The following is a 13509-nucleotide window of genomic DNA, read 5'->3' as shown; positions in this document are numbered from 1 at the left end:
GGTTCAACCACCTGTGCTGATGAACCGGCGAGCACCCAGGTACTTCGGTCCCCAGTACGAGTTGAACACGCTGTCGATGGAGACGCCCATATCCTGCGCGTCGATCATCAGTCCATTGCCGATGTAGATTCCGACGTGCGTGGCCCCGGGGGCGTACGTGCTGAAGAAGACGAGATCGCCCGGCTGCAGGTCGTTCTGGCTGACCGGAACGCCCACAGCAAACTGTTCTTCGGATGTCCGCGGGATTTGGATGCCGAAGTGCGAAAACACGTACTGCGTGAAGCCCGAGCAATCGAAGCCGCTCGGCGATTCGCCGCCCCAAACGTAGGGCGTTCCCAAGAATTGCTCTGCGTAGCCGATGATGCTGTTGGGATCAGCGGGAACGAGCGCTGCCTGTTGCTGTGCCACATATTGCGCATTCGATTCCTTCTGCTCGGCTGCCGCCGTCGCCGCTTCGATGGCCTGGATATCCGACTGCGTCAGTTGAATCTGGCTCTCGAGCATGCCCTGTTGCTGCTTGCCCTGCTCGATGTCCTGCAGAACGGCGTTCAACTTGACCTGCTGCGCCTGCTTGAGGGCCTCGTCCATGGCTTCGAGTTGGCCGAGCTGTTGGCCCACCTGTTCCGCCTGCTGCTCGGCGGTTTGGACTTGGTGCTGCTTTTCGACGATGGACGCCTGCAGAGCTTTGACCGACTGCACGACCTGGTTTTGGGTCTTGGAGACAACGGCGAGATCATACAACCGCGAGAGGAAGTCCGTGAAACTCGTGGCGTTGAACAACACTTCGAGGTACGAGACATTGCCGTCCTCGTACTCGCCCCGCACAATCTGGGCGAGCTCTTCCTCGGCCTGATTCAATTGCGCCTCGTTCTGCTGCAGCTGGATGCCTAGCTCGTGCTCCTGTTGGCGGAGCGCTTCCATGCGGGCCTGATTCGCCTGGATCTGGCTCTGCACGTTGTCAATGGAGACCTGGTACGCCTGAATGGCGTTCTTCAGCGTCTCTTCCTTGACGGCATCTTCGGAAAGGCGGCTTTCGACGGCTCGTTTCTGGCTCTGCAACTGCGTCAGTTGCTGCTGCGCCTGCGAAAGCGTTTCCGCGCTGGCGGGCTTGGGACAAACCGCGAACGACAGGGCAACGACGACCGATGCTCCAGTCAACCATTTGGTTCGGATCCGCATAATCGCTCCCCACAACCCCAAGTTTCGCACGTTTGCGACAGACTGGGCCGCGCAACGCGCTTTCTCGCTACGAAGCACGGATATTCGACAGCAAACGAAGAATTCCTGCTTGATCGATTCGCTTTTTTTGCCCAGCAAGAGACATCACTCATCGAACGGGAAGGACCGAGCGCTGTTTTTCCTTTGAACTTTTTTTGAGAAAAAAGCTCCGGCCGGCCAAATTTCAACCGCAATTCAAGCTTGGGCCCGTATGCTCGAGCCAAACCTGCGACATACGCTTGGCGGAGGGGATGGGCGATGGATTCACAATGGAGAGACGCGTTGAACCTGCCAGAGCGGCCTAACAAACCGAGGGATGTCGGCTTGACCGTCGTGATCGACAACGGGGTCCCGGTTGGGTGGTTTCGCGACGCCATGGAGTCGAACGGGGCGTGGATCGACTGCGTGAAATTCGGCTGGGGGACGGCCATGGTCACCCCGAAGCTGGAGGAAAAAATTGAGGTCCTGAATCGGCTCGGCATTCGCTACTTCTTCGGCGGCACGCTGTTTGAAAAGTTTCTCATCCAGGGGCGGATGGACGACTACGAAGCGATGTGCCTGCATTATGGCTGCCGGGATGTCGAGATCTCAAACGGCACCGTGCCGCTCGCCAACGTGGAGAAGGCCCGGTTCATCGAGCGGTTTGCTCGCCGCTTCCGTGTGTTGAGCGAAGTGGGCTACAAGGACGTGAAGCAATCGCTGCTCCTTCCGCCGCATCGCTGGATTCAGTTCATCCGGGAGGACTTTGCCGCGGGCGCCTCGTATGTGATTACGGAGGCGCGCGAGTCGGGCACGAGCGGCATCTGCCGCGAAAACGGGGAGCTGCGTTTCGGGCTCATCGAGGAGATCCTGGAGTCCTCTCTCGACACGAATCGACTCATCTTCGAAGCGCCCAACAAGGCCCTGCAAAAGTACTTCATCGACAAGCTGGGGCCGAACGTGAACCTCGCCAACGTGGCCATCGGCGACGCCATTCCCCTGGAGACCCTGCGCAGAGGGCTGAGGTCCGACACGCTGCTCCAGTTTGAGACGGGCGATCTTTCGCTGGTGGACGCCGAGCCCGCGTTCTGGCATTCCTGAGGAGGCTGACCTTGATGCGAAATCCGAACGACGTCTTTCACCTGGCCATTCCTGCGCGCGATCTCGACGAGGCGTACGACTTCTACGTCACGAAGCTCGGCTGCAAGCTGGCGCGCAGGTATCCGGATCGGATCACCCTCGACTTCTTCGGCGATCAGCTGGTATGCCACTTGTCCGATCGCTGGGACCGCGAAGTGAGCATGTATCCCCGCCACTTTGGCATCACGTTCCGCGACAAGAAGCACTTCGACAACCTGTACAAGCTCGCCAAACAGCGCGGCATCCCGTTCTACCACGACCTGTCCCGGCGCTTCGAGGGCCTCATCGAGGAGCACGAGACCTTCTTCTTGATGGACCCGTCCAACAATCTTCTGGAGTTCAAGTACTACTTCGACGATCGCATGATGTATTGACTACGGCGCGCGCTGAGGCTTCGGCTGGCGCGCGCGAGGCTTGGGCGTCAACAGGGCCGCCACGATGGCTCCGAGGGCCGGAATTCCAAGCCACAGCGCCATGACGACGGCCGGCCACAAGTCGTCCACCGCAACGACCTCCGTCGACGTGTGAAACAGCCACAGGCTCACGACCAGCGCCAGCGCCCCCAGGGACGGCGCCACCTGCGCCGCCTGAAGTTGGGGAATGACCTGCCGCATACAGGCGATGATGAAATACAGGTTCAAGGCGATTTTGATCACGATGGTCGGCAGCCAGATGCCCACGATGAGAATGTCGAACCGATCCAGAAAGTCCGTCACGCGCACCTCGCGCACCGCTTCGTACGCGGGATACATGAGATGACCCGCGAGCAGGCTGCCGAGATTCAACTGACAGATGACAAGGACAAACTCGAGGAACAAGGAAGAAAAGGCGAGCGAGATGCAGGCCTGACGGAACGAAAACCGCTCGTGCGAAAAGAGCAGGGGCAGAATCGTGATGCTCCCGATGGCGTTCAGGGCGTACCACACGCCAATCACCGGGCGCTGCATGCCGTACTCAAAGAACGGTTGCAGATACTGCCAACTCAGATCGGGAATGAGTAGGGCGCCGCAGAACAGGGAAAAGAGGAGAAACACCGGCAGATACAGCTCCGTCATCCGCGCGATGACCTCAATCCCGCCCCGCACCATGAACACACAGGTCGCGACGATCAGCGCGCCGACCACCACCGCTGGCGTCACCGGCAGGAACACCACGCTGACGAAGTCGACGCCGAGCCGAACGTCCTTCGCCATAATCACAAGTGAAAACAAAACGTACAGCAACAGCACGGCCTTGCCCAGCCAGCCGAACTTCTCCACGAACAGCGTCAGGAGGTCTTTCCCCGGGTTTCGCGCCAGCGCCCGATCCGTCAGCCACAGCACCATGAGAACCCCGAGGCTGCACAAGGGTACGCCCACCCACGCGTCCTGCTTGGCGGACCGAAGGATCTGCCCGGGCCAGGTCACGAGCGTCGCGGAAAAAACGTAACAAAAGCCCATCAGCACCACTTGCCGGGACGACACCTGATTCATCCGCGGTTCACCTCACGTGAAAGGGCTTGGGCAGCCATGCAAAGGACGTGTGCATATCTGGGAACACGTTGGATACCACCCATGCGCCCGCTGCAAGCGTCATCATGGTCACCATTGCGATTTTGGTCGGCCGGTTGGCCTGGCGCCACTCCTTCCACTGGAGCGCGCACAGGGCGGCGATAAAGGCAGCCGCCTCAATGAAGTTGACAATCACGCCTTCAAATCCTCCTCTGGAATCGCGACCGGCGACGTCGCGTTGCCGCTGTTGCGCAGATCGAGCTCCACGTGCACCTCGACCGGAATGTGTGCGTAAAGCGACTCGCGCCAGTTTTGCTTCTTTGCGTGCCAGAGCGCGGGATAGAGCCGATACACCCGGTTACAGAGCCCCACCGGATCCGCGCGCATGGACTTGAGGGCCTTCATCCCTGACGCCATCTCGCCCGCAATTTCGAGGGACGCCTCGTGTTCGAGGCGCGGCAGGTTTTTCGTGATTTCGTACATATACGGCGACGTGTTTTCGGCGAGCGTCCCCATCGCCTTGACCGTGATGCGGCAGGAGACGCCATCGCCATCTCGGTGCATGGCGACTCGCGTCCGATAGCGCGTGACGATGACGGAGATGTGCCCCGCGCCGTGCGGAGCCGGCACCGTCACGGTCGGCCGCTTGATCTCACCGAGAGCCCACAGCACGCCGTCGGCCTCGGGCCCCTTCAGCATGCCGACCATCTGCGGACCGCGAAAGATGGCGAGTCCGGTGACCTTCACATACGTCTGGCGGCGCGCCTCGTCGCCGGGCGTGGTCTCAATCACGGAGACGAGTGGCATATACGGATCCTGGCCTTCCGCCAGCAGGGCCTCCGTCACCCGCTTCACCGTTCGCGGATGCCGCTCGAACTGGCTCGCGAGCTCGCGCAGAAATTCGGCCGGCGTCTTTTCCATGCTGGACTCGGTGTTGAGCACATCGGCGCCAGGCCCCTCGCTCACCACCAGATACGTCGTCATGCGATTCTGCGGCAGCCGCGCCATGACGTCGATGGCCTGCGCAATGTTGTCTCGCGCAAGTTCCTCGCCAAACACGAACACGCGCATGTGCGCAAAGTACAGCTGGCGGGACATCGCCTTCTGCTGATCTGCGTTTGCCTGCCGAAACGTGTCGCCCACCGTCGAGTCGATGAAGTACGCCTTCGTTCCGCTCGATCCGCCGCCCCCACCGAGGTTGCCCACGGACGAGATCTTCCCAGGCAGCGGCACCTCCACCGTCACCCGGTACTTCCCGTCCTCCGTGCGATCCGCCGCGCAGGCCGTGACGAACGCCATGTCGTTGATCTCGCGGCGGTCCCAGCATCCGGAGACGAAGGGCACGAGCGCGAGGGCCAGCATCCCCACCGCCCACTTTCGCGTCTTTGCGCGCATGGTCTCACCCCATCACTGCGGGTTGCCTTCCGGGCGAGGCATCATCTGCTTGTTCATGCGTTTGCGGTTCTGGTGGGCGTACGAAGAAGGCCGATACACCATCTCCCACCAGGGAGGCCGGACAAACAGATCCTTGACCTCCTTGCGCTTGTACGGGGCGAAACCGGAGAGATACGGGACGCCAAACGATCGCAGTTTACACAGGTGCACGGTGACCCACATCACGCCGATGACAAGGCCGAACATGCCAAGCACGGCTCCGAGGAGCATCATGGGAAATCGCAGCAGGCGAATGGCGATGGCGGCGTTGTACCGCGGCACTGTGAATGAGGCAATGCCGGTCAGGGCCACGATGATGACCATCGGCGCCGAGACGATGCCGGCCTCCACCGCCGCCTCCCCGATGACGAGCGCGCCCAGGATGCTGACGGCATGCCCCACCGCCCTCGGAAGGCGGATGCCCGCCTCGCGCAGCGCCTCGAACGTCAGCTCCATGACAAGGGCTTCGATGATAGCCGGAAACGGAATGCTCTCCCGGGCCGCCGCAATGCTGATGACGAGATTGGTGGGCAGCATGTCCTGGTGATACGTGGTCACCGCGATGTACATGGCCGGGAGAAACAGTGCGATGAACAGCGACACATAGCGCAGCACGCGCACCAGATACACCAGAAAGAATCGCTCATAGTAGTCTTCGCTCGCCTGCAAAAACTGCCACCACGTCACCGGGGCCACCAGCGCAAACGGCGTCCCGTTCGTGAGAATGGCGAACCGGCCCTCGAGAAGCTGCGCCGCGACGGTGTCCGGCCGCTCCGAGTACTGAAACTGGGGGAACGGCGACAGCGGCTGATCCTCGATGAGCTCCTCCAGGTATCCACTCTCGAGAACGCCATCGATCTCGATTCCCTCGATTCTGCGCTTGGCCTCCGCAATGACCTGCTCATCAGCCAAGCCCTCGATGTACACCAGCCTGACCTCGGTCTTGGTGTACTTGCCGATGTAATAGGGGACGGACTTCAGCTTCGGCGTGCGCAGTTTCTGCCGCAACAGCGACATATTCAAGGTGATGTCCTCGGTGAACCCCTCGCGCGGCCCGCGGACCACGGACTCGGTTTCCGGCTCCGAGATGGCTCGGCGCGGAGGCGACGTGGTGGTGAGCGAGATGGCGGCGTCAAATCCGTCGACGAACAGCACAGCACGGCCCAGGACAATGGCGTCCACCACGTCGTCGATGGTCCGCACCACATCCGCCCGCGCCACCGGAAGCGACCGCCCTGCCAACTGCTTCGGGTCGTAATCTCCCACGACGTGAGGATGAAAGGCCGTCAAAAGCGGCACCAGCGCCTCATCGCTCAGCTCGTCGAGCGCCACCATGCCCGTGAAATAGACGAGCGCGGCGTGGCGCGAAGCTTCAAGCTCAAGGTGGCGAAACTGGACGTCCGAGCAGCCAGTGAAAAGTTCGTGCAGCACGGCGAGATTGTCCGCCAGTGCCCGATGAAGCCGCTCTTTGGCCGCAGCGCCCCCAGGCTCCGACTGCGCAGACGGAGCGCCCGCGGATGTCCCAGCCCCGCCACGGCCCTGACCCCGGCGGTCCGCCGCCGCCCTCGTCCGGCGCTTCGCCGGAGGAGTCGCGTCCGGCGCTCCGCCAGCGGGCGCACCGCTCGCCTGTTCTCCGCCCGACTGCGCATCATTCCCCTGTTCGGCGCCCGGCTGGACGTGATTCCCTTGTTCGGCGTCCGGCGGGAATGCGCTCCCTTGCGGTCGCTGCCGCGGGCGGATGCGCACACCATTTTTCACCTCCATCACCTCCTAGCATATATTATGGAATTTAACACCATCTCATGCCAAAAAAAGATGGCCGGGCGCTGCCCGACCACGTCCTATCATCATTGCCCAAACGGGTTCGTCGAATTGAACGGATTCGGAAAGATGCTTCCTCCTCCCGAGCTGAACGGGTTCTGCGACGATTGGTTCGAAGAACTGCCGCTCTCCGTCGTGTTGGGCGACTGTTCCTCGCCAATCTTGATCTGAAGGGTCAGCTTCCTGTCCCCGCGGTACACCACAATGGGCACGGTCTGACCGGGCTTCAGCGTGAACAGTTCTGTACGAAGATCCGCGATGGACTGCACGGTCTTGCCGTTGAGGCCGATGATCACGTCGCCCTGCTGCAGGCCTGCGCGCTTGGCGTTCGCCGAATCCACCGACTCGATGTACACGCCGTAATCCACAGGAATGTTGTTTGGCAGGTAACCGCTCGGGATGCTGGACAAGTCGATGCCTTCGATGCCGAGCGCCGGGTGCACCGCGTGGCCCGTCTTGATGATCTGGAACGCGATGTTCAGCACTTCGTTCGACGGAATCGCAAAGCCCATGCCCTCGAAGTTGGGCGCCACGATCTTGCTACAGTTGATGCCCACCACCTGCCCGGTCGCATTCAACAAGGGCCCGCCGCTGTTGCCGGGGTTGATGGCCGCGTCCGTCTGGATGACAGGCTGATAGTCGAGCACCGCGTCCGACGTCGGGTCCTCGACCGGCATCATCCGCTGATCGCCGCTGATGATCCCGGCCGTCACCGTGTCGGCAAAGTCCAGTCCCATCGGCGTGCCGATGGCAATCGCGGGCTCACCAACCTGGACGTCGTCCGAGTTCGCGAATTGGGCCGGTTGAATGCCCGGGAACGTCGACGCGGGCACGCGCAGGACCGCGAGGTCCGTGTATGGGTCCGTGCCCACCACCGTGGCGTTGACGCGCTTGTTCGTCATGAGCACGATTTGCACTTTCGATCCGCCCTGCACCACGTGGTTGTTGGTGACAATGTACGCATTGTCGCCGCTTTTGTAAAAGTAGACGCCCGAGCCGATGTCCGACTCCTGGGTCTGCGACTGCTGCGTGAAGAAGTTGCTGGTGGTGGTGTAGTTCACCACGGCCACGACGTCAGGTTCGACCTTCTTCACGACCTGTGTGATGTCGTCGTTGATGTTCACGTTCACCGACATCGGCTTGGTGGCCGAAGAAGGCGGCACGGTGCCGTTGGTCGTGTTGAGCGACAGATTTTCGTTTCGCGTCGCGGCGACGACGCCGAGCGTCGCGCCTGCCCCGACGAGCGCCGAAACCACCACGGTCACAATCCAGCGCAGCGTCCCACCGGGTTCGTAGAAGAAGCCGCTGTCCGAGCGCGGACGATAGAAGCGCATGCACGATCACCCTTTATCCAGGTCTTGACCTTTTCTGCGCTTAGTATGCTTCTCCAACCTTGAAACCGCATCGAAAGCTTGAACAGCGCGGATTCCCGCGTCTGCACCATCGGTCCCTGCCCTGCGCCCTCACGTCCATCCGTCCTCGCGCGCAGCCGCGGCCGCCATTTCTCCACTGCGAACGGCCCCCTCCAGGCAGGCTGGCCATCCCGTGTCCACCCAGTCGCCAGCGAGGTACAGGCCCCTGAGGCGGGATCGCACACCTGGGCGGCTGAGCCCTAGCCCCGGCTCCGCGAGAAACGTCGCCTTCGGCTGCCAGATCACCTTGCGCCAGCGTGCACCCACTTCCCTCGCGGCGGGAAACATCTCGACCACCGCCGCCTCGACTTCCCGGGCGATCTCGTCCGCGTCCCACGCCCGATACGCGTCCGCGGCCGAAATGGAGATGGACAAAAGGCGCCCGTCGAGTTCGGCATCGCCCAGAAGACGGCCGCGGTTGAAGGCGAACATGCCGCCCATCGCGAACGAGGCCGCGACGTCCGACTCCATGACGGCGTGCGGATACTCGAGGTACACGTTCAAAATCGGGCTGTAGCGCGCACGCGCGAACCACGCCGCCCGGTCGATGGCGCCGTCGGGAAGGACGGACCGCGCCTGATCGTGTGGCACGGCGAGGATGACGCAACGTGCGTCGAGCGACGATCCGTCCGCCAGCCGCACGCTCCTCACGCCGGCTTCGTCCGCGACGATTCCGACCGCGCGGCCGCGCCGCACCTCGACCCCGCGCGCTTGCAGGGACGCCACGGCTTCCGCGGCGAGATCACCAAGCGGGCGCGTGAAGAGGCCGAGCCGGCTCGGCTCGGGGCCGCGCAAAAAGCCTATCTGGAACGATTCGACGGCGAGCCCGGCGGAGATATCGTCCGCGTGGCCGTTCAGGATGGCGGTGCCGACGAGATCCCAGACGAGGCGGATGACCTCGTCCGTCTGTCCGTGGCGCTCGAGAAAAGCGCGGAACGAATGCATGTCGAGATCGCCAGGCCGGGCGGCGAGCATGGCGAACGCGGCCTGAGCGATGCGCAGGCGCCCGTCGAGTGAGACGTGCGCGTACCGGAGGAGCGATGGCACGAGGTGAAGCGGTCCGGGGAGCCTGCGGCTCTCGATGGAACAGAAGCGCCCGTTGGCGTACACCGGGATGGACAGGAGCGACTGAAAGCGGACGCCCGGCTGGCGGGTCAATTGATGCAAGAGGTGCGTGAAGGCCGTGCAGCAGCCGAGCAGCACGTGCTGGCCATTGTCCAACACGTGGCCCGACTCCCGGTCGACAAAGGAAAAGGCGCGGCCGCCCACGTGCGGCGCGCGCTCCAAGAGCAGGACACGTTCCCCTGGCACACCGGCGCAAAGCAAGTGGTGGACGGCGCTCACGCCCGCAAAACCTGCGCCTACGACGATGATCCGATCGCGCGCTTGTTCCATAGGACCCCCCACACCAGCCTCAATTTCTGCGATCCGCTGAGCGAGATGCGCTCATCGAAGACCCGAAAGCCGCGCGCCTCAATCTTGTCCAAGAGGCGCCGGTACATCACATACAGCATGCTCAGGCAGCGGAGGCTGTCGGGCTCCACGAGCGAGAACAGCCCCGCGGCGCGCGCGTAGTACGCTTTTGCGCGCTCGGCCTGCGCGCGCATGAGGGCGAAAAAGGCGGGCGTCGTGCGCCGAGCGGCGAGATCGGCCTGGGAGTAGCCGAACCGCTCCATTTCCTCTTCGGGCAGATACACGCGGTCGCGCGCGAGGTCTTCGGCGAGATCGCGCAGAATGTTGGTGATTTGCAGCGCGCGGCCCATGTCCCGGGCGAGGTCGAGCGCGCGCGGGTCGCGAAAGCCGAAGATGTGCACGCACATGAGTCCGACGGTGCCGGCCACGTCGTCGCAGTAGGCGTCGAGATCGGCCTGGGACTTGAGGCGCACAGGCGCCATATCGACCCGCATGCCGCGGATGAGATGGGCGAACGGCTCCTGCGGGATGCCGTAGCGCCGCACGGCGTCTCCGAGCGCCAGGACGACGGGATGGGACGACGCGAGGTAGTCGTCGGCGTAGGCGGCCTGGTAGATGCGCTCGGCGGTGGCGAGGTGGGAGGCGGCGTCGGCGCCGGTGTGATCGTCCACGGCGTCGTCGCAGAGACGGCTCCACGCGTAGATGGCGTACATGGCGCGGCGCTTGGCGGGCGGCAGCATGCGCATGCCGTAGTAAAACGAGCTGCCAGCTTCGCGCGTTTGCCGCGCGCAGTATTCGTAGGCTGAAGCCAGATTCATGCCGACCCTCCTTCACCATTCGCGCCGCCGGCGAGCACCGAAAGCGCGATGCGGAGCTTTTGCCTGCCCGAGACCACGGGTCTGCCGGCAAACGGATTGTGGTCCTGGCGGCGAATGGCCGCGAGAATGGCCTCACCGCCCAGGCGATACAGCTTCAGCTGCCGAGCCAGGCGCGGTGGAACGAGGGATTCGAGCCTGCGGCCCTCGTCGAACAGCGCCTGGGCGCGATCCACCTCGAGCGCGATGCAGCGGCGCACGCCGTCCGTCGCCCGCCGGGCGCGAATGTCGTCCAGCGTCGCGCCGAACTGCTCGAGGTCCGCGCGCGGGACGTAGATGCGGTCGAGGGCGAGATCGCGATCGATGTCCTGCATGTGGTTGGCGACCTGCAGCGCCGTGCACGTGGCGTCGGACAGGCGCGCGCGCTCGTCGTCCAGGCAGCCGAAGATGCCGAGCACGAGCCGGCCGACGGGATCGGCCGAATAGCGGCAGTAGTCGCGAAGATCCTCCCAGGTCTCGTACGTGTGCTTGCGCTGATCCCGCCGGTTGGCCTCGATGAGGCGGAGAAACGGCTCCATGGGCAGGTTGCAGGTGTCGATGGTGAACTGAAGGGCGCGGAACGCGGGCGTGGTGGCCTCGCCCGCAAACGCGCGCCGCAGCTCCTCCTCGTAGGCGTCGAGGGCCGCCATGCGGTCTCCCGCGTATTCGTCGCCGAGATCGTCCACGCCGCGACAAAAGGCATAAACCGAATAAAAGTGCGGACGAAGATGGCGCGGCACGAACAGCGACACCACCGAGAAGTTTTCGTAGTGGCTTCGCGTGAGCCGGCGGCAGACCTCGAAATCGCCTCGGAGTTCGACTGGCACAGATCCCATCGCAACCCTCACCTGCGCTCGATGGCTTGCTTGTAGCGGCCGAGCGCGAGCGTCGGAAATACGTGACGGTACATCGTGTAGCCGAGGTAGAAATCCCCCGGGAAGCCCGTGCCGGTGTAGTACGGCTCATCCCAGCCGCCGTCCGGGCGCTGCGTCTCCACGAGGTATTGTACGCCGCGGCGCGCGGCCTCGGAATCCGCCCTGCCGCCCGCGATGAGCGCCATGAGCGCCCACGCCGTCTGCGATGGGGTGCTCGCGCCCTTGCCCGCGTACGCCGGGTCCTCGTACGAGCGGCAGTCCTCGCCCCAGCCGCCGTCCGGGTTCTGATGCTGCTCCACCCAATCGAGCGCCTTTTGAATGTACGGCTCGCGCATGTCGATCCCGACCGCCTTCAGCGCCGACACCACCGCGCCCGTGCCGTAGATGTAGTTGACGCCCCAGCGACCGAACCAGCTGCCGTCCGGCTTCTGCTCCCGCTTGAGGTACGCCACCGCGCGCTGGATCACCTTCCAGGCGTCGTCGTAGCCGAAGCTGCCGAAACACTCGAGCACGTGGGCGGTGACGTCTTCCGACGGCGGATCGGTCACTTCGCCGAAGTCGCAGAACGGGATGTGGTTCGGGAGATCGCTCGTGTTGTCGACGTCGTATGCGCCCCAGCCGCCGTTCGAGCTCTGCATGCCGACAATCCAGCGGAATCCCTTCGTCATGGCGTCTCGCCTGCGGCGCTCGTCCGGGAGTCGCAGCGTGTTGAGCGCCCAGATGACGACGGCCGTGTCGTCCACGTCCGGATAGTACACGTTGTCGAACTGGAACGCGAAGCCGCCCGGGTTGAGGTTCGGGCGCTTCACCACCCAATCGCCCGGCACGGTGATCTGCCGGTCCAACAGCCATTCGCCCGCCTTGACCAACCGGTCGTGATCGGCCGGAAGCCCCGCAGCGCGCAGCGCGAGTACGGCGAGACCCGTGTCCCACACGGGCGAGATGGAAGCCTGAAACATCCATCCGCCGTAATCCAGTTCCACGCCGTACAGTTCGAGACCTTCCCAGCCCTTGATGAACGCCGGATGCTGCGTCATGTCGAGGATCTTGAGCGCAATGAGCGCGTAAAACCAAGGCGGCTGAATCCCGCCCCAGCTGCCGTCGCCGGCCTGGCGCTCCAGCAGCCAGTCCAGGGCCCGAATCTCGGCGGCGCGGCGGAACGGGTGCACGGACAGCTTCTGATACCAGTGCAGCGCGGCGTCGAGCGCGTCGAACATCCGCCCACCGCCGCCCTTGGCCCCGCGCCGGCGCGGCGGCACGTCGGTCTCATACAGCTCGGGCACGCGCGCATGCTCGGGCAGCGGGAACACAGGCTGGCGGCTCATCACGATGGAGAGCGCCACAACCGTTGCCCTGGCCCACGAGCCAAACTCGTAGATGTTGAGCGGCACGCGCTTGCCGAGCAACATGATCTCCGGCGGAACCATGGGCACCTTCGCCCACGGATATTCGCCGACGAGCGCCAGCCACATCCGCGTGAAGACGCGCGACGACTCGATGCCGCCCTGGCTCTGGATGAACCGCAGCGCCTTCTGCATCGGCTCTTCGTCGGGCGCCATGCCAATATACTTGAGCGCCACATACGCCTCGATGGTCGTGTCGAGGTCCGGCGGTCCGCCCGGGTACAAGGCCCATGTCCCGTCCTCGCGCTGTTCGTGCAGGAGATAACGGCGGATTTTCTCCATGCGATCGCAATGGACGCGATCGAGAATGTGGCACAAGAGGACGTACTCCGCTTCCATCGTGACGTTGCTCAGAAGCGGCCCCCACCAGTAGCCTTCGTCCTTTTGGCAGGAGAGGAGATACTCCACCGCGCGGTCCAGCGTCCGCGCGTAGGCCGGCGCTTCCACCAACTGCTCAGCCATCCGACCTC

The 13509-nt window shown here is 63.6% G+C and carries 12 protein-coding genes; 2 read left to right on the top strand and 10 right to left on the bottom strand.

From position 1 onward, the window contains the following. Nucleotides 1-3: 3 nt before the first annotated feature. Nucleotides 4-1179, bottom strand: a complete 1176-nt coding sequence (locus AMA01_RS03035) for a C40 family peptidase (protein WP_067847249.1) — start codon at nucleotides 1177-1179, stop codon at nucleotides 4-6. A 297-nt stretch (nucleotides 1180-1476) separates the two neighbouring features. Between AMA01_RS03035 and AMA01_RS03030 the strand changes: the two genes are divergently transcribed. Both AMA01_RS03030 and AMA01_RS03025 read left to right on the top strand, forming a co-directional pair. Then, nucleotides 1477-2298 carry a phosphosulfolactate synthase gene (locus tag AMA01_RS03030; RefSeq protein ID WP_067847084.1) on the top strand — a complete coding sequence of 274 codons (822 nt, stop codon included), beginning with the start codon at nucleotides 1477-1479 and terminating at the stop codon, nucleotides 2296-2298. A 14-nt stretch (nucleotides 2299-2312) separates the two neighbouring features. Continuing rightward, nucleotides 2313-2711, top strand: coding sequence for a VOC family protein (locus AMA01_RS03025; RefSeq protein WP_067847081.1), 399 nt, complete (start codon nucleotides 2313-2315; stop codon nucleotides 2709-2711). On the opposite strand, the gene AMA01_RS03020 is transcribed toward AMA01_RS03025, so the two are convergent. From AMA01_RS03020 to shc, 9 genes are all read right to left on the bottom strand, one after another. Next, nucleotides 2712-3809, bottom strand: coding sequence for a GerAB/ArcD/ProY family transporter (locus tag AMA01_RS03020; RefSeq protein ID WP_067847078.1), 1098 nt, complete (start codon nucleotides 3807-3809; stop codon nucleotides 2712-2714). Between the two features lie 7 nt (nucleotides 3810-3816). Continuing rightward, nucleotides 3817-4023 carry a hypothetical protein gene (locus tag AMA01_RS03015; protein ID WP_067847075.1) on the bottom strand — a complete coding sequence of 69 codons (207 nt, stop codon included), beginning with the start codon at nucleotides 4021-4023 and terminating at the stop codon, nucleotides 3817-3819. Continuing rightward, entirely contained in the window at nucleotides 4020-5222 is a 1203-nt protein-coding gene (locus AMA01_RS03010) for a Ger(x)C family spore germination protein (RefSeq protein WP_067847073.1), read from the bottom strand. Before AMA01_RS03010 ends, AMA01_RS03015 begins: the two co-directional genes overlap by 4 nt. A 12-nt stretch (nucleotides 5223-5234) precedes the next feature. Next, entirely contained in the window at nucleotides 5235-7025 is a 1791-nt protein-coding gene (locus tag AMA01_RS03005) for a spore germination protein (protein ID WP_082743911.1), read from the bottom strand. Nucleotides 7026-7108: 83 nt separating this feature from the next. Beyond that, a complete protein-coding gene (locus AMA01_RS03000) occupies nucleotides 7109-8416 on the bottom strand; it encodes a S1C family serine protease (protein ID WP_067847068.1) in 1308 nt (435 codons plus the stop codon). A 129-nt stretch (nucleotides 8417-8545) separates the two neighbouring features. Next, nucleotides 8546-9889: a hydroxysqualene dehydroxylase HpnE gene (gene hpnE / locus AMA01_RS02995; protein ID WP_067847066.1), complete on the bottom strand. Its 1344-nt coding sequence runs from the start codon at nucleotides 9887-9889 to the stop codon at nucleotides 8546-8548. After that, a complete protein-coding gene (locus tag AMA01_RS02990) occupies nucleotides 9856-10725 on the bottom strand; it encodes a phytoene/squalene synthase family protein (protein WP_067847064.1) in 870 nt (289 codons plus the stop codon). The genes hpnE and AMA01_RS02990 overlap by 34 nt, the downstream gene beginning before the upstream one ends. Beyond that, entirely contained in the window at nucleotides 10722-11597 is an 876-nt protein-coding gene (hpnC, locus tag AMA01_RS02985; RefSeq protein ID WP_067847062.1) for a squalene synthase HpnC, read from the bottom strand. Before hpnC ends, AMA01_RS02990 begins: the two co-directional genes overlap by 4 nt. Nucleotides 11598-11605: 8 nt before the next feature. Continuing rightward, entirely contained in the window at nucleotides 11606-13501 is a 1896-nt protein-coding gene (shc, locus tag AMA01_RS02980) for a squalene--hopene cyclase (protein ID WP_067847058.1), read from the bottom strand. Between the last annotated feature and the right edge of the window lie 8 nt (nucleotides 13502-13509).

It is taken from the genome of Alicyclobacillus mali NBRC 102425 (assembly GCF_001570745.1).
Classification (GTDB): domain Bacteria; phylum Bacillota; class Bacilli; order Alicyclobacillales; family Alicyclobacillaceae; genus Alicyclobacillus; species Alicyclobacillus mali.
The sequence above is the reverse complement of the archived record's forward strand: the minus strand, read 5'-3'. Positions and strand labels throughout refer to the sequence as shown.

Excerpts from the sequence above, each read along its gene's own strand:
- AMA01_RS03035 (WP_067847249.1), bottom strand. The coding sequence starts at position 1,179 with ATGCGGATCCGAACCAAATGGTTGACTGGAGCATCGGTCGTCGTTGCC.
- AMA01_RS03030 (WP_067847084.1), top strand. The coding sequence starts at position 1,477 with ATGGATTCACAATGGAGAGACGCGTTGAACCTGCCAGAGCGGCCTAAC.
- AMA01_RS03025 (WP_067847081.1), top strand. The coding sequence starts at position 2,313 with ATGCGAAATCCGAACGACGTCTTTCACCTGGCCATTCCTGCGCGCGAT.
- AMA01_RS03020 (WP_067847078.1), bottom strand. The coding sequence starts at position 3,809 with ATGAATCAGGTGTCGTCCCGGCAAGTGGTGCTGATGGGCTTTTGTTAC.
- AMA01_RS03010 (WP_067847073.1), bottom strand. The coding sequence starts at position 5,222 with ATGCGCGCAAAGACGCGAAAGTGGGCGGTGGGGATGCTGGCCCTCGCG.
- AMA01_RS03005 (WP_082743911.1), bottom strand. The coding sequence starts at position 7,025 with ATGGAGGTGAAAAATGGTGTGCGCATCCGCCCGCGGCAGCGACCGCAA.
- AMA01_RS03000 (WP_067847068.1), bottom strand. The coding sequence starts at position 8,416 with ATGCGCTTCTATCGTCCGCGCTCGGACAGCGGCTTCTTCTACGAACCC.
- hpnE (WP_067847066.1), bottom strand. The coding sequence starts at position 9,889 with ATGGAACAAGCGCGCGATCGGATCATCGTCGTAGGCGCAGGTTTTGCG.
- AMA01_RS02990 (WP_067847064.1), bottom strand. The coding sequence starts at position 10,725 with ATGAATCTGGCTTCAGCCTACGAATACTGCGCGCGGCAAACGCGCGAA.
- hpnC (WP_067847062.1), bottom strand. The coding sequence starts at position 11,597 with ATGGGATCTGTGCCAGTCGAACTCCGAGGCGATTTCGAGGTCTGCCGC.
- shc (WP_067847058.1), bottom strand. The coding sequence starts at position 13,501 with ATGGCTGAGCAGTTGGTGGAAGCGCCGGCCTACGCGCGGACGCTGGAC.